Source organism: Streptomyces novaecaesareae (assembly GCF_000716875.1).
Lineage (GTDB): Bacteria > Actinomycetota > Actinomycetes > Streptomycetales > Streptomycetaceae > Kitasatospora > Kitasatospora novaecaesareae.
This window is the reverse complement of record NZ_JNWQ01000023.1, coordinates 70,350-85,035: the sequence shown is the minus strand read 5'-3', so window position 1 is coordinate 85,035 and position 14,686 is coordinate 70,350. Positions and strand designations below refer to the sequence as shown.

Below are 14,686 nucleotides of genomic sequence, written 5' to 3'. Positions count from 1 at the left end.
CCACGACCTCCACCCCCACGACCCCCGCCACCTCCGTAACCGCGACCGCCGACGCCACCCCCACGACCGTCGCCCCCGCCACCCGCCTCGGCGGCGCGGTCTGGCTGGCCCTCGCGGTGGTCTACGTCGTCTGGGGCTCGACCTACCTGGCGATCCGGATCGCTGTGGAGACGATGCCCTCCTTCCTCTCCGCGGCCGCCCGCTTCCTCACCGCGGGCCTCCTGCTGGTCGGCTACCTGCTGGTGCGCCAGGGGCCGGCCGGCCTGAAGGTCAGCCGGCGCCAGCTGGCCTCCGCCGCCCTGGTCGGTGTGCTGCTGCTGACCGGCGGCAACGGGCTGGTGGTCCTGGGCGAGACCTCCGTCCCCTCCGGCCTGGCCGCCCTGCTGGTGGCCGCAGTCCCGCTGTGGATGGTGGTGCTGACGGCCTTCGGCGGCGAGCGACCGAAGCGGGCCGAGCTGGCCGGCGTGCTGCTCGGGCTGGTCGGCCTCGGTGTGCTGTCCGCCCCGGCGATCGGCGGGTCCGTCGCGCCGCTCGGCGTGATCCTGATCATCTGCGCCACGCTGCTCTGGGCGGCCGGCTCGTTCGTGAGCAAGAAGATCCCGATGCCGGGCAACGTGCTCGCCGCGAGCGCCTACCAGATGCTGGCCGGCGGCTTCTGCAACCTGCTGATCGGACTGGTGCGCGGTGAGCAGCGCGGGCTGGACCTCGGGGCCGTCTCCGGCCGCTCCTGGCTGGCCATGGCCTACCTGGTGCTGTTCGGCTCGCTGCTCGCCTTCACCGCGTACGCCTGGCTGCTGCGCGCCGCCCCGCTGACGCTGGTCGCCACGTACGCGTACGTGAACCCGGTGGTCGCCGTGCTGCTCGGCTGGCTGATCCTGGCCGAGCCGCTGACCGGTCCGACCCTGGCGGGCGGGGCGATCGTGGTGGCGGGCGTCTGCCTGGTGGTGAGCGTCAGCCGGCGCCCGGGGAGCCCTGGGCGTCCCGCGCGGCCGGAGAAGGCGACGTCCGCGCGTAGGTGAGCACCACGTTCCCGCGCTCGAAGGCCGAAGCCCGCGCAGGAGGCCCGAAGGCCGCGCCCGAAGGCCCGAAGCCCGCGCTCGACGGCCCGAAGGCTCAGAACGAGTGCGGGGGCTTGCCCGTCCACCAGTTGCCCGGGGCGTCCGGGTCGCGGCTGGTCCAGTACTCGACGATCGCGTCGGTGAACTCGGCCGCGGACAGGACGCCGTCGCCGTCGGTGTCGAGGTGGCGGAAGGCCTCGTCGGCGTCGTCGCGGCAGAGGCCCGCGAAGTGGCCGCGCTGGAAGACGAAGAACTCCCCGGCGTCCACCGTTCCGCTGCGGTCGGCGTCGGCGACGGCGAGGAAGGCCCCGGCGAGCGCGCCGAGGATGTCCCGCGCGGCCTCGGGGTCGTCGGCGAGCAGGCTGGTCGAGGCGGTGAACTGCTCGCGGGTGATCGCCTCGGTGCCGGCGGGCAGCCGGGCGAGGTGCAGGTCGTGCCAGATCGTCAGGTAGGCGCGGACGATGACGGCCTCCGCCTCCGAGCCTTCCTGGTGGCCGAGCGAGCGGGCCACCGAGTGGCCCATCAGGACGTGGTCCCGCTCGGTGAGCAGCCCGTCGCCGTCGGCGTCGAGGTGATCGAAACCGTGGTTGATCTTTGCGATGCGCAGGTCGTCCGACAATGTGTCCCCTCGGCTGGCGATTCCTGGTCTGCTACGTCACAGTGCCTGCACGCTAACGCCTCGGACCGAGCCCGCGCAGCCGAACGAAGGGCGAACGACGGTGTCGGTCCGCCGGCAGCCGTCCGCTGCCCTCCGCCCGCGGCCCTCCGCTCAGTCGTCCTGGTGGTCGGCCCAGATGTAGGCCTCCGGCAGCAGGTCCAGCACCCGTACGGTGCGCAGCTCGGACCCGTGCCCGACGATGATCCGCACCTCCGGGAAGTAGTCGAGCAGCACCTGGCGGCAGCGCCCGCACGGCGGGATCACCCCGCGCTCCCCGTCGCCGACCGCCACGACGGTGGTGAGCTCGTACGCGCCCTGCCCGGCCGCCGCCCCGATGAGCACCAGCTCCGCGCACGGCCCGCCGGTGAAGTGGTAGGCGTTCAGGGCGGTGACGATCCGCCCGTCGGCGTTGCGACCGGCCGCCGCCACGGTGTGGTTGTCGCCCCGGGCGTACGTCCGTGCCACCTCCAGGGCGGCCTCGACGAGTTCCCGGTCGACGGCCGCCTGGCCGGGCTGCTGCGTCTCGTCACTCACGGAATCATTTGCGGACATGTCTACTGCTGCACCTCTCCGATCGGACCTGACAGGCTTCGATCATGAGCCGTTCGCCCCAGGCTGCGCCAACCCTTTACTCCGACCCGCTCGCCCCCCGCCGACCGCCCCGCCGACCGCCCTCAGGGCACCGCCGCCAGCAGCTCCCGGGTGTACTCGGTGTGCGGCGCCTCGAACAGCCGGTCCCGGTCGGTGGACTCCACCAGGCGGCCCCGGTGCATCACCGCCACCCGGTCGCAGAAGTGCCGGACCACGGCGAGGTCGTGCGAGAGGAACAGGACGGCCACGCCGAGGCGTTCGCGCAGTTCCATCAGCAGGTTGAGCACCTGCGCCTGTACCGACACGTCGAGCGCCGAGACCGGCTCGTCCGCGATGATCAGGCGGGGCTGCGGGGCCAGCGCCCGGGCGATGCCGATCCGCTGGCGCTGTCCTCCGGAGAACTCGTGCGGGTAGCGGTCCAGGTGGTCGGCGCTCAGCCCGACCTGCTCCAGCAGCTCGACCGAGCGCTCCCGCCGTTCGGCCGGGGTGAGCGCCGACGCCGTTCAGTCCGAACACCGTCTCGGTGATCACCGCCCCGCCGAGCAGCGCCCCGGCTTCCAGCCCGAGCAGCTGAACCAGCGGCCCGGCGGCGCCGCGCGAGGTGTACGTGAGGTGGGCGCGCAGCCGTCCGAGGCCCTTGGCGCGGGCCGTGCGGACGTACTCCTCGTTCATCGTCTCCAGCAGTTGTGAACGTGAAAGCCGGGCGAACACCGCCGAGTTGACGAAGCCGAGGGCGAGCCAGGGGAGCAGTATCCCGCCCGGTCAGGCGGCCGGGTCCTCGGCCGGCGGGGTGTACGAGGGCAGCGGCAGCAGGCCGGTGGAGTAGACCAGGACCCACTGCGCGACGTACCCGAGGAAGTGGATCTGCACGCTGGCGCCGACCAGGGTGAAGCCGGACAGCAGCCGGACAGCAGCCGGACAGCAGCCGGTCCGTCCGCCGGCCGTGCCGCAGCGCGGAGGCGAACAGACATACTGCAGCAAACCGGTCAGGCCGTTCCGCATTCTGAGACCTCCGCCGCAGTCGGTCCGGTGTTGATACGATTCCGGCGGGCTGCGACTGGCGCGTAGGGATGGAATCAACCATCGGGAAGCGGCCTCGTGAAACCTCACGTGCAGTTGCCGAGCGCCTGGGCCACCCGGATCCCCACCAGGAGACCGCCTTGGCCCAGCAGCCCCAGCCGTTCCAGCAGCCCCACACCGCCGCGACCCCCGCCGCCGACACCGCCTTCCGCAGCGCCCTCGACGTGGTCGCCGGCGTCGAACCGCGGATCGCCGCCGCCATCGGCCAGGAGCTGGCGGACCAGCGGGCCTCGCTCAAGCTGATCGCCAGCGAGAACTACGCCTCCCCGGCCGTCCTGCTCGCCATGGGCAACTGGCTCAGCGACAAGTACGCCGAGGGCACCGCCGGCCGCCGCTTCTACGCCGGCTGCCGCAACGTCGACACCGTCGAGACCATCGCCGCCGAGCACGCCCGCGAGCTGTTCGGCGCCGACCACGCCTACGTCCAGCCGCACTCCGGCATCGACGCCAACCTGACCGCCTTCTGGGCCGTCCTCTCCCAGCGGGTCGAGAGCCCGGCCCTGGAGCGCGCCGAGGTCCGCAACGTCAACGACCTCACCGAGGAGGACTGGGCGCGGCTGCGCCACGAACTCGGCAACCAGCGCATGCTCGGCATGTCCCTGGACACCGGCGGCCACCTCACCCACGGCTTCCGCCCCAACATCTCGGGCAAGATGTTCGAGCAGCGCAGTTACGGCACCGACCCGGTCACCGGCCTGATCGACTACGACGCGCTGCGCGAGACCGCCCGCGAGTTCCGCCCGCTGATCATCGTGGCCGGCTACTCCGCCTACCCGCGGCTGGTGAACTTCCGCACGATGCGCGAGATCGCGGACGAGGTCGGCGCCACCCTCATGGTCGACATGGCGCACTTCGCCGGCCTGGTCGCGGGCAAGGTGCTGACCGGCGACCACGACCCGGTCCCGCACGCCCACATCGTCACCACGACCACCCACAAGTCCCTGCGCGGCCCGCGCGGCGGCATGGTGCTGTGCACGTCCGAGCTGGCCGAGCACGTCGACCGCGGCTGCCCGCTGGTGCTCGGCGGCCCGCTCTCGCACGTCATGGCCGCCAAGGCGGTCGCCCTCGCCGAGGCCCGCCGCCCCGAGTTCCAGGCCTACGCCCGTGCCGTGGTCACCAACGCCCAGGCGCTCGCCGAGGGCCTGCTGCGCCGCGGGGGCAAGCTGGTCACCGGCGGCACCGACAACCACCTCGTCCTCGCCGACGTCTCGGGCTACGGCCTGACCGGCCGCCAGGCCGAGGCGGCGCTGCTCGACTCGGGCATCGTCACCAACCGCAACTCCGTCCCGCAGGATCCGAACGGTGCCTGGTACACCTCCGGCATCCGCCTCGGCACCCCGGCCCTCACCACCCGCGGCCTCGGCGTCGCCGAGATGGACGAGATCGCCGAGCTGATCGACACCGTCCTGCGCGCCACCACCCCCACCACCACGGCCGCCGGCGCCCCATCCAAGGCCAACCACACCCTCGACGCCGCCCTCCGCGACGCCGTCGCCAAGCGCGCTGCGGACCTCCTCGCCCCGTACCCGCTCTACCCGGGCGTCGACCTCGTCTGAGGCCACTGAGCCGAGCCGCACAACGCCGCACAGCGCCGCCCGGGGCATCGAGGAAGGGCTCGACGCCCCGGGCGCTGCCCAAGCCCCAGCTCTTACGGGATGCCCAACTCCCCTAGTACTGCAGCGACTTGTGCCGCAGGAACTCCTCCAGTCCGTGCCGGCCCAGCTCCCGGCCGAGGCCGGAGGCCTTGTAACCGCCGAAGGGGGCCAGCGGGTTGAAGCGGCCGCCGTTGAGGTCGACCTGGCCGGTGTCCAAGCGGCGGGCGAAGGCGGCGGCGGTGTCGGTGTCGCGCGCCCAGACGCCGCCCGCCAGGCCGTACGGCGTGTCGTTGGCGAGTTCGACGGCGTGGTCCTCGTCCCGGTAGGGGAGGATCACCAGGACCGGTCCGAAGACCTCCTCCCGGGCCACCGCCATCTCCGGTGTGACGTCGGCGAGTACGGTCGGGCGGACGTAGAAGCCGGTGGGCGGCTCGGCGACGGGCTCCGAGCCGCCGACGACCAGCCGGGCGCCCTCGGCCAGCGCGCCGTCGATGTAACTGCGCACCCGGGCCAGCTGCTTGGCGTTGACGACCGGGCCGATCCGGGTCTGCGGGTCGGTCGGGTCGCCCGGGACGTACTGGGCGGCGGCCTTGGCGGCCCGCTCGACGGCCTCCTCGTACTGGTCCTCGTGCACCAGCAGCCGGGTCCAGGCGCTGCAGGTCTGGCCGGAGTTGGCGAACACGTTCGCGACGTTCGCCTTGACCGCACGGGTGATGTCGGCGCCCGGCAGCACCACGTTGGCCGACTTGCCGCCCAGTTCCAGGGCGACCCGCTTCAGGCCCCGGCCGGCCGCCTCGGCGACCTGCCGGCCGACGGCGGTGGAGCCGGTGAACGAGACCACGTCCACCTCCGGGTGGGCGACCAGCGCCGCACCGGCCAGCTCCCCGGTGCCGGTGACCAGGTTGAACACCCCTGCGGGGAACCCGGCTTCGTGCACCAGGCGGGCGAACAGCCGGGCCACCAGCGGGGTGTCCTCGGCCGGCTTGAGGACCACCGGGCAGCCGGCCGCCAGCGCCGGGACGACCTTGGCCACGATCTGGTGCAGCGGGTAGTTCCACGGGGTGATCGCCGCGACCACCCCGGCCGGCTCGGCGTGCACCACCGAGTTGCCGATCCGCTCCTCGAAGGCGTGCTCGGCGAGCAGGGTCAGGTAGGAGCTCGCCACGGTCAGCGGCAGCCCGGCGTGCACGGCCGCCGCGAAGCCGACGGGGGCGCCCAGTTCGGCGACCACCGTCTCGGTGATCTCGCTCTGCGCGGCGGCGATCCCGTCCCGCAGCCGGGTCAGCGGCGCCAGCCGCTCGTCGCGGGTGGTCGCGCCCCAGCTGCGTGCCGCCCGGCGGGCCGCCGCCACCGCCGCGTCGACGTCGGCCGTCCCGCCGGCCGCCACGGTGGCGAGCACCTGCTCGGTCGCCGGGTTCAGCACGGCTATCGAACCCTGGTCCCCGGAGGGCCGCCAGGCACCGTCGATGTACTGGTCGCCGTACTCCGCGTACTGCTGCACCGGTAGTCCTCTCATCCGCTCGGCCGTTCGACCGACAGCGCTCGTCGAAGGTCAGTCAAAGCGGCCCGGGCGGCCGCGCGCAAGAGCCGATCCGGCGCCGGCGGACGTGCCGGTCAGCTCGGGGCGAACCGCGCGGTGTACTCGTCGAACGGCTCGATGCCCACCTCGGCGCGCCGCTCGTCCAGGCGCTCCGGGTCCTCGCAGGGCCACGGCACCGGGCGTCCGTCCACCACCGCGCCGATCTGGGTGCCGTACCGCTGCTCCCGGCCCTCGTTGACGGCCAGTCGGTCCTCCAGGAAGGCCAGGTCGCGAGCGCTCGCCTCGCCCCGTCCGACCGCCTCGCCCATCAGTGCCACGGCCTGTCGCTGGACGCTGAGTTGCCGGTCCGCGTGCTGTGCGACGAGCCAGGCTGCCCGGGCCGCCTCGGGGCCCACGGTCCGTTCGGCCGGCCAGCCGTGCTCGGCCGTGATCTCCGCGAGCCGGTCCCCGTGCCGGGCGGTGAGCCGCCGCCAGAGCGCCTGCTCGGCCAGGTCGGCACTGTTCGCCCACCGGGCGGCCGCCGCGTCCTCGGCCATCATCGCCACCAACTCCCGGGCGAGCACCGGATCCTGCTCGCCCCGCCGTGCCTGCGCCATGCCGACAGTGCTCCTCACCGCCCTGGCCCTCCCGTCGAGGACCGCCCGCCAAAACGCTATGCGTGGAATCCGCGACGAAGATCATCCTCGAAGCCGGTGACCGGACGACCCCGGACGGGACATAATGGATCAACACCAGGAACCCGCCGTGTTCACCGTCCGGCGGACCGGTGACGGTTCCGGAAACTCCCCGCGCGCAGACCTCCACACGGCGGTCACCGCCCAGGTAGATTGCACTGAACTCAGTGGCGGGGGGTCTACTGCTGACGATGCTTCGACGTGCCGCGCACGGTCGGGGACCGGCGCGTTCCGCGCCCGGCGCGCACTGCCGCCCCCGCTGAGGTCCGCTTCGAGAACCACCGGACCACCCGTGCCCCGAAGGAGCTTTCATGACCGACGCCGCGTTGCCGGGCAACCCCCGGCACCATGCCGAGCCGGCGAGCCTGGACGATGTCCAGGGGTGGTTCTGGGACCACGACCGGCATTCCTTCGACTGGTTCCTGGGGCGGCAGGAGAAGACCGGTGTCACCGGCGACCTGCTGGAGATGGGCGCCTACCTCGGCCGCAGCGCGATCGTCATCGGTGAACACCTCCAGCCCGGCGAGACGTTCACCGTCTGCGACCTCTTCGACTCGGACGCGCCCGACGACGAGAACGCCGCCGAGATGGACCTGTCCTACCGCAAGACGCTGACCCGCTCGGCCTTCGAGACCAACTACCTCGCCTTCCACGACAAGCTGCCGGAGATCGTCCAGGCTCCGACCAGCGTCCTGTCCCGCGGGCACATACCCGCCGGCGCGTTCCGCTTCATCCACATCGACGCCTCCCACCTGTACGAGCACGTCGTGGGGGATCTCCAGGTGGCCCGGGTCGCGTTGCAGGAGCAGGGCGTCGTGGTGCTGGACGACTACCGCGCCCAGCACACCCCGGGCGTCGCGGCCGCGACCTGGGAGGCGGTCTTCAACCACGGTCTGAAGCCGATCCTGCTCACCGAGTGCAAGTTCTACGGCACCTGGGGCGACCCGGAGCCGTTCCAGCGCGAGCTGCTCGACCGGATCGACCTCGCGGTCGGCTGCCACCTGAGCATCGACCAGCTCAACGGGCGCCGGGTGGTGCGCATGCACGGCGACTCGGAGGGCATCGAGCCGTTCCGCGGCTCGCGCCACCAGAGCCGGCTGGCCGCCGAGTCGGCCCGGCGCGAGGCCGAACGGTCCGCGGACGACGCCCGCCTGGCACTCAACTCGGCCCGGGACGAGGCCGTCCTGGACCTCGCGGTCCGGCGGGCCCGCGCCGCCGAGGCGCGCCGCCCCGTCAACGTCGCCAAGCGCGCGGCCCGGGACCTCCTCCCGCCGGTCGTCACCTCCGCCATCCGCCGCGCCCGCCGGGGCTGACCGGCCGCAGGACCTCGGCGGCCGCACGACCGCGGAGCCGCGAGGCCCGTTAGAACCCAAGCCGCAAGGCCCCAGGACGCGCGAGGCCCCCGCCGCTGCAAGCCCCCCGGAGACGCCGAAGGGCCGGTCGGAACACCGACCGGCCCTTCTTCGCTCCGTACGAGATACGAGCGGCGACTCAGACCCGCGAGGGCTCGCCCTTCGCGTCCGGCGCCGAGGCGCCCTCCGCCGATGCGCCCTCCGCCGCAGCGTCCTCCGCGTCCGCCATCTCCTGCCGGACGGCGGCCAGCGAGGGGTTGGCCCAGGCGCTCGCGACGCCCCAGTAGTAGAACGCGAGCCCGATCGCGGCCACGATCAGCAGGTCCCAGCCCTCCGGCAGGGACCCGTTCCCGCCGAAGTCGCTGCTGCCGGCCCAGGAGACGCCGGCCATCACGAACAGGTAGGCGACCATCCAGGCGCCCGCCTTCAGGTGCGGCTTCAGCTCGGCGAACGGCTTGCGCAGCTCGTACCAGGCCCAGATCGGCAGACCGGCGGCCATCAGCAGGATGACCTTGCCGGTGAGCGGCCAGCGGGCCCAGTACAGGACGAGCGAGCCGAAGACCATGGCGACCGGGGCGATCACCGGCATGGCGCGCAGCTTGACCGGCCGCGGCAGGTCAGGGGCGAGCCGGCGCAGCGCCATCACGGCGACGGGGCCGGTGATGTACGAGATCACGGTGGCCACCGAGACGATCTCGGCCAGCGAGCCCCAGCCGCGGAAGACCGCGAGGAACAGGAAGGCGACGACCAGGTTGAGCACCAGCGCCGGGCGCGGGATGCCGGTCTTGGCGTCGACCTTGCCGAAGATCTTCGGCAGGTGGCCGTTCTCCTGCACACCGTGGATCATGCGCGAGGTGGTGGCGGCGTAGATCATGCCGGTGCCGGACGGCGAGATGAAGGCGTCCGCGTACAGCAGGATGGCGAGCCAGTTGAGGCCCCAGGCGATGGCCAGGTCGGCCAGCGGCGAGGTGTAGGCGAGGCTGCTCCAGCCCTGCGAGAGGTCGGCGGCCGGGATGGCGCCGAGGAAGGCGATCTGCAGCGCGACGTAGATCACCAGGGCGATCAGGATCGAGCCGATGACGGCCTTCGGCAGCGACTTGCCGGGGTTCTTGGCCTCGCCGGCCAGGTTGAGCGGCGACTGGAAGCCGTTGAAGGCCCAGACGATGCCGGAGACCGCGACGGCGGTGAACACCGCGCTCCAGCCGTTCGGAGCGAAGCCGCCGTGGTCGGTGAAGTGCGCGGTGTCGAAGTGCGCCAGGAGCAGCGCGCCGGCGGTCAGCGTCGGCACGACGACCTTGAAGACGGTGATCGCCGTGTTGGTCTTGGCGAACAGCGTGATCGCGAACCAGTTCAGGACGAAGTAGCCGACCAGCAGCACGCTGGCCAGTGCCACCCCGCTGAGGGTCAGTTCCTGCCCGTTGTAGAGCCCCTTCGCCCAGCCGAAGTGCCAGGAGCTCATGTACTGGACGGAGGCGGTGGCCTCACCCGGGATGACCGAGACGATGGCGATCCAGTTGGCCCAGGCGGCCAGGTAGCCGGCCAGCGAGCCGTGCGAGTACTGGCCGTAGCGGACCATGCCGCCGGCCTTGGGGAACATCGAGCCCAGCTCGCTGTAGGTGAGGGCGATGGTCAGCGCCACCGCGGCACCGATCACCCAGGCGAGGATCGAGGCCGGCCCGGCGAGCTTGGCGGCGCGCTCGGCACCGAACAGCCACCCGGATCCGATGATCGAGCCCAGCCCGACGGCCGTCAGGCTGATCGTGCCGAGCGATCGGCGGTAGTTCTGGTGTGATGCCGTCGAGGATTCGGGCTCACTCAACGTATCGGTCCTCTCGCTCGGGGTTCATTGGGTGGTGTCGGTGTTTTTGCGGTTTTGAGTCCGCATTCCGGACAAACGCACAGCAGCCTATGGTGCGAAAACGGGCGAATACCTCAGGGGAAGCTCAAACCGTTCGATCGTTGCCATCTCGTGTCCGGTTTCCGGACCGGCGGGCCCATGCGCAGAGACCGGCACCACACCGCCACGGGGTGGCGATCGCGGTGAGCCGGCCGAAAGGCGGTCGGGAAGGTCGGGAAAGTCGGGGAAAAGGAAATTCCCCGTGGGTTCCTTTCGGATCCCACGGGGAATTCGGCTGTGTCCGAGGGGGGACTTGAACCCCCACGCCCGATAAAGGGCACTAGCACCTCAAGCTAGCGCGTCTGCCATTCCGCCACCCGGACAGGGTGTGTGCTCCGGGGGCTTTTCTCTCGCCCCCTCGGCGACAGAGAGAACATTACCAGGGTTCTGGAGTGCTTCTCACCTGCGTTTCCTCGGGCCCGGGCCCCGCAGGCCCCGGGCGGCCCGCCGCACAGGTTGGTACGGCTGGCGAACACGCTCGAACTCCGCCCGAACCGGTGGTGTCCGCGAAGGAACCGGTCGACTCCGGAGCCGCTCGCGATCGGTTCCGGTCGGAAGCGGTCCGACACGGGCAACTTGTCGACGGTGCCACGGCCGCCGGGACGGCTCTCCTAGCCTCTGTGGACCGAGGGCGCCATGAGCGGATCGCCTGATTCCCGGGTCGCGGACGAAGGGCGGCTGGACGTGGAGCAGATCAGCGGGACGGCAGAAGCCGAACCGAGACGCGGCGGGCCGGGCGAAGGGCGGGGCGAAGCCGCTGCGCCCGCAGGCCCCACCGAGGGCACGTGGCGCTTCCCGGTGCCCGCCGCGGAGGCCTCCGTGCCGCTCACCCGGCACGCGGTGCGCGACCGCCTGCTGGCCCAGGGCATGGCCGGGGTGCGTTACCAGGAGCTGGTGGACGACCTGCTGCTGATCGTCTCGGAGCTGGTCAGCAACGCGGTGACGCACGCCGCCGAGCTGTCGCCCGAGGTGGTCACCGAGCTGGCGGTGCGCGGGGGCTGGGTGCGGGTGTCGGTCGAGGACGGCGATCCGTACCGGCCGAAGGCGCTGGAGAACGACACCGGCCGCACCGGCGGGCGCGGGCTGCTGCTGGTGAAGAGCGTCACGTTGCAGGCCGGCGGGGTGTGCGACGTCGAGCGGACGGGGGAGGGCGGCAAGGTCATCTGGGCCTCACTGCCCGTCCCCCCGGAGCCCGAGCACTGACCGGCCCGCTCGTGCCGACCCGTCCGTTCCACGGGACCGGCCCACCGCAGGACCGAGGACGGGACCGACTACCAGTCCCGCCCGGCGATCTCCCGGATCCCCGGCAGCGCCGCCTCGAAGACGGTCTCGAACCAGACCGAGAAGGGCCGCTCGGCCCGCAGTTCCCGCAGCTCCTCCGCGGTCACGAAGGCGAAGTCGTCCACCTCGTCCGGGTTCGGCTCGACCGGCGCGGTCACCAGTCCCACGAAGAGGTGGTTCCACTCCCGCTCGATCAGCCCGGAGGCCTCGTCCGGCAGGTCGTAGCGGACGGTGCCGGCCTCGCAGAGCAGCGCCGGGGCGACGCCCAGCTCCTCGGCGGTGCGCCGGGCGGCGGCGACGAAGGGCGGTTCGTCCGGGTAGGGGTGGCCGCAGCAGGTGTTCGACCAGACGCCGGGGGAGTGGTACTTGCCGAGGGCCCGGCGCTGGAGCAGCAGCCGGCCCTGGCGGTCGAAGAGGAACACCGAGAAGGCGCGGTGCAGCCGGCCCGGCTGCTGGTGGGCCCAGTGCTTCTCGGCGGTGCCGATCGTCACGCCCTCGTCGTCGACCAGCTCCAGCAGGATCTCGGTACCGGGAGCCGAGGCGGTCCGTGGGTCGACCGTCACGTCGGTCTCCACGTCGAGACCGGTGTCGATCTCGGCGGCGAAGTGCGTCTTGTCGGTCGGCAGACTGGGGGGCATGGGGCCTCTTTCCGGGAGCGGGAGCAACGGGAGCATCGGGTGTGTCCGGCGCTCCGGGCGGAGCGCGGCGGACGCAGCGGGGGCACCGGCGCCGGCGTCGGGTTCCAGTCTGCCGTATGGGTGGCACTCGTCAGGGGTCCCACGCACAAGCGGGCGGATCATGGCCCGGAGGAGTCGAAAACCGTGCAGAGATGGGTCCGGGACGCCCCCGTAAGAGTCATCACTGTCGCAGAATCGTTCGACGGACGTTCGGGGGCCGTTCGAGCGGCCCGGTGCGGCCGGGTGCGGCCGGGTACGGCCCCGGGGAGTCGCTCCGCCGTCACCTTCCCGTCTCCGGGCGCGTTCCGGCTGATCGTCCGAGTCGCCTACCATCACATACGACACGGTGCCCGGACCTGCAGGTACCGGCGCGCCGCTGCCCGGCCCGGTCGCAGACCGGTCCGGCGGAGCAGCGGCGCCGCCCTCGGCACGGTTCACCCGCACAGCACGACGGATCAGGAGACCCCGCATGATCGGCCTCGTTCTGGCAGCCGGCGCCGGCCGCCGGCTGCGCCCGTACACCGACACCCTGCCCAAGGCGCTGGTGCCGGTCGACGGGGAGCGGACCGTCCTGGACCTCACCCTCCGCAACTTCGCCGAGGTCGGCCTGCGCGAGGCCGCGATCGTCGTCGGCTACCGCAAGGAGGCGGTGTACGACCGCAAGGACGCCCTGGAGTCCACGTACGGCGTCAAGCTCCACCTCGTCGAGAACGACAAGGCCGAGGAGTGGAACAACGCCTACTCGCTCTGGTGCGCCCGCGAGCTGTTCGGCGAGGGCCTGCTGCTGGCCAACGGCGATACCGTCCACCCCGCCTCCGTCCAGCGCACCATGCTGGAGGGCAACCAGCGCCTCGCCGAGAGCGGCCGGGCCCCGGGCATCCTGCTCGCCCTCGACACGGTGAAGAAGCTCGCCGACGAGGAGATGAAGGTCGTCGTCGACCCGGCCGCCGGCATGCGCCGCATCACCAAGCTGATGGACCCGTCCGAGGCGAGCGGCGAGTACATCGGCGTCACCGTGATCAACCCCGCCGCCGCCGCGGACCTGACCGACGCGCTGCGCGCCACCTACGAGCGCGACCCCCAGCTGTACTACGAGGACGGCTACCAGGAGATGGTCGACCGCGGCCTGCGGATCGACGTGCAGCCGATCGGTGAGGTCTCCTGGGTCGAGGTCGACAACCACGACGACCTGGCGAAGGCGCGGGAGATCGCGTGCCGGTACTGACCCGACTGGTCCCGTCGCCGCTGTTCGTGGAGATCCGCTCGGGCGCGCTGGACGCGCTCGGCGGGATCCTCGCGGACCAGCGGCTGTCGGCCTCGGGCCGGATCGCGGTGGCGATCAGCAACGGCTCCGGTGCGGCCATGCGCCGGCGCCTGGAGCCCGCCCTGCCCGGCGCCGACTGGTACAACGTGGACGACGGCAGCCTGGACAGCGCGGTGCGCCTGGCCGAGTCGATGCGCGGCGGGCACTACGACGCGATCGTCGGCCTCGGCGGCGGCAAGATCATCGACGCCGCCAAGTACGCCGCCGCCCGGGTCGGCCTGCCGCTGGTCGCGGTCGCCACCAACCTGGCCCACGACGGCATCTGCTCGCCGGTCTCGACCCTCGACAACGACGCCGGCCGGGGCTCCTACGGGGTGCCCAGCCCGATCGGCATCATCGTCGACCTGGACGTGATCCGGCAGGCCCCGGCGCGCTTCGTGGCAGCCGGCATCGGCGACGTCGTCTCCAACATCTCGGCCTGCGCGGACTGGGAGTTGTCGCACGCGGTCACCGGCGAGCCGGTGGACGGGCTGGCCATCGCGATGGCCCGCTCGGCGGGGGAGAACCTGCTGCGGCACCCAGGAAACACTCAGGATCAGGACCTCCTGACGGCCCTCGCGGAGGCCCTGGTACTGTCCGGCATCGCGATGAACATCGCGGGCAGCTCCCGGCCTTCGTCGGGCGCCTGTCACGAGATCTGCCATGCCCTGGACGTGCTGTATCCGAAGCGGTCCGCCCAGCACGGCGAACAGGTCGGCCTCGGTGCCGCGTTCGCCAGCTTCCTGCGGGGCGAACGCGAGCTGACCGGTCTGATCGTGGAGCGCCTGGCGAGCCACGGGCTGCCGGTGACCGCGGCTCAGATCGGCTTCACCGAAGCGGAGTTCACCGAAGCGGTGCACTACGCTCCGAACACCCGGCCGGGGCGCTTCACCATCCTCGAACACCTCGACCTCTCCCCTTCCGCAATCAGGGACGCGTACGCCGACTATGTCCAAGCCGTCAACAGCTGACCCCTCCAC

General features: G+C 72.2%; 13 protein-coding genes, 1 tRNA gene, 2 pseudogenes and 1 riboswitch. Of the genes and pseudogenes, 6 read left to right on the top strand and 10 right to left on the bottom strand.

Annotated elements, in window-relative coordinates:
* Positions 1-1,019 (top strand): EamA family transporter (locus tag OP86_RS11645; RefSeq protein WP_425337755.1); only part of this gene is annotated, 1,019 nt, incomplete at its 5' end.
* Positions 1,020-1,113: 94 nt separating this feature from the next.
* Here the strand turns inward: OP86_RS11645 and OP86_RS11640 are convergent.
* The 5 genes and pseudogenes from OP86_RS11640 to OP86_RS33505 all read right to left on the bottom strand — a co-directional run bounded on the left by OP86_RS11640 (position 1,114) and on the right by OP86_RS33505 (position 3,309).
* Complete coding sequence (locus tag OP86_RS11640) at positions 1,114-1,677, bottom strand: EF-hand domain-containing protein (RefSeq protein ID WP_030056504.1); 564 nt, start codon at positions 1,675-1,677, stop codon at positions 1,114-1,116.
* A 150-nt stretch (positions 1,678-1,827) separates the two neighbouring features.
* A complete protein-coding gene (locus tag OP86_RS11635) occupies positions 1,828-2,250 on the bottom strand; it encodes a cytidine deaminase family protein (RefSeq protein ID WP_418952614.1) in 423 nt (140 codons plus the stop codon).
* Between the two features lie 140 nt (positions 2,251-2,390).
* A pseudogene (locus OP86_RS39155) lies at positions 2,391-2,792 on the bottom strand (ATP-binding cassette domain-containing protein); the annotation flags it as partial.
* Positions 2,793-2,856: 64 nt separating this feature from the next.
* A pseudogene (locus OP86_RS39150) lies at positions 2,857-3,018 on the bottom strand (ABC transporter permease); the annotation flags it as partial.
* A 51-nt stretch (positions 3,019-3,069) separates the two neighbouring features.
* A complete protein-coding gene (locus OP86_RS33505) occupies positions 3,070-3,309 on the bottom strand; it encodes a hypothetical protein (RefSeq protein ID WP_051829970.1) in 240 nt (79 codons plus the stop codon).
* Between the two features lie 41 nt (positions 3,310-3,350).
* Positions 3,351-3,447, top strand: a riboswitch (ZMP/ZTP riboswitch).
* A 20-nt stretch (positions 3,448-3,467) separates the two neighbouring features.
* Here OP86_RS33505 and OP86_RS11620 point away from each other — a divergent pair.
* Complete coding sequence (locus OP86_RS11620) at positions 3,468-4,943, top strand: glycine hydroxymethyltransferase (RefSeq protein ID WP_030056507.1); 1,476 nt, start codon at positions 3,468-3,470, stop codon at positions 4,941-4,943.
* Positions 4,944-5,055: 112 nt separating this feature from the next.
* On the opposite strand, the gene OP86_RS11615 is transcribed toward OP86_RS11620, so the two are convergent.
* Positions 5,056-6,483 (bottom strand): aldehyde dehydrogenase family protein, encoded by a 1,428-nt coding sequence (locus tag OP86_RS11615; RefSeq protein WP_030258202.1) that lies wholly within the window; start codon positions 6,481-6,483, stop codon positions 5,056-5,058.
* Positions 6,484-6,596: 113 nt separating this feature from the next.
* Positions 6,597-7,118: a DUF6624 domain-containing protein gene (locus tag OP86_RS11610; RefSeq protein ID WP_051829968.1), complete on the bottom strand. Its 522-nt coding sequence runs from the start codon at positions 7,116-7,118 to the stop codon at positions 6,597-6,599.
* 389 nt (positions 7,119-7,507) lie between these two features.
* On the opposite strand from OP86_RS11610, the gene OP86_RS11605 reads away from it, so the two are divergent.
* Complete coding sequence (locus OP86_RS11605; RefSeq protein ID WP_030258205.1) at positions 7,508-8,509, top strand: class I SAM-dependent methyltransferase; 1,002 nt, start codon at positions 7,508-7,510, stop codon at positions 8,507-8,509.
* A 178-nt stretch (positions 8,510-8,687) separates the two neighbouring features.
* Here OP86_RS11605 and OP86_RS11600 read toward each other — a convergent pair whose 3' ends face one another.
* Both OP86_RS11600 and OP86_RS11595 read right to left on the bottom strand, forming a co-directional pair.
* Positions 8,688-10,367, bottom strand: a complete 1,680-nt coding sequence (locus OP86_RS11600) for an APC family permease (RefSeq protein ID WP_030056513.1) — start codon at positions 10,365-10,367, stop codon at positions 8,688-8,690.
* A gap of 316 nt (positions 10,368-10,683) precedes the next feature.
* Positions 10,684-10,768, bottom strand: a tRNA-Leu gene (locus OP86_RS11595).
* Between the two features lie 313 nt (positions 10,769-11,081).
* Here OP86_RS11595 and OP86_RS11590 point away from each other — a divergent pair.
* Entirely contained in the window at positions 11,082-11,648 is a 567-nt protein-coding gene (locus tag OP86_RS11590) for an ATP-binding protein (RefSeq protein WP_078588912.1), read from the top strand.
* A gap of 68 nt (positions 11,649-11,716) precedes the next feature.
* Here the strand turns inward: OP86_RS11590 and idi are convergent, their stop codons facing one another.
* The gene (gene idi, locus OP86_RS11585) at positions 11,717-12,364 is read right to left on the bottom strand and encodes an isopentenyl-diphosphate Delta-isomerase (protein ID WP_078588914.1); all 648 of its coding nucleotides are present in this window, start codon (positions 12,362-12,364) and stop codon (positions 11,717-11,719) included.
* A gap of 508 nt (positions 12,365-12,872) precedes the next feature.
* Here idi and OP86_RS11580 point away from each other — a divergent pair.
* On the top strand, positions 12,873-13,628 hold the full coding sequence (locus OP86_RS11580; protein ID WP_030056516.1) for a phosphocholine cytidylyltransferase family protein: 756 nt from the start codon (positions 12,873-12,875) through the stop codon (positions 13,626-13,628).
* Positions 13,616-14,677, top strand: coding sequence for an iron-containing alcohol dehydrogenase family protein (locus OP86_RS11575; RefSeq protein ID WP_030056517.1), 1,062 nt, complete (start codon positions 13,616-13,618; stop codon positions 14,675-14,677). The genes OP86_RS11580 and OP86_RS11575 overlap by 13 nt, the downstream gene beginning before the upstream one ends.
* The last annotated feature ends 9 nt before the right edge of the window (positions 14,678-14,686 follow it).

Excerpts from the sequence above, each read along its gene's own strand:
- OP86_RS11610 (WP_051829968.1), bottom strand. The coding sequence starts at position 7,118 with ATGGCGCAGGCACGGCGGGGCGAGCAGGATCCGGTGCTCGCCCGGGAG.
- OP86_RS33505 (WP_051829970.1), bottom strand. The coding sequence starts at position 3,309 with ATGCGGAACGGCCTGACCGGTTTGCTGCAGTATGTCTGTTCGCCTCCG.
- OP86_RS11580 (WP_030056516.1), top strand. The coding sequence starts at position 12,873 with ATGATCGGCCTCGTTCTGGCAGCCGGCGCCGGCCGCCGGCTGCGCCCG.
- OP86_RS11605 (WP_030258205.1), top strand. The coding sequence starts at position 7,508 with ATGACCGACGCCGCGTTGCCGGGCAACCCCCGGCACCATGCCGAGCCG.
- idi (WP_078588914.1), bottom strand. The coding sequence starts at position 12,364 with ATGCCCCCCAGTCTGCCGACCGACAAGACGCACTTCGCCGCCGAGATC.
- OP86_RS11590 (WP_078588912.1), top strand. The coding sequence starts at position 11,082 with ATGAGCGGATCGCCTGATTCCCGGGTCGCGGACGAAGGGCGGCTGGAC.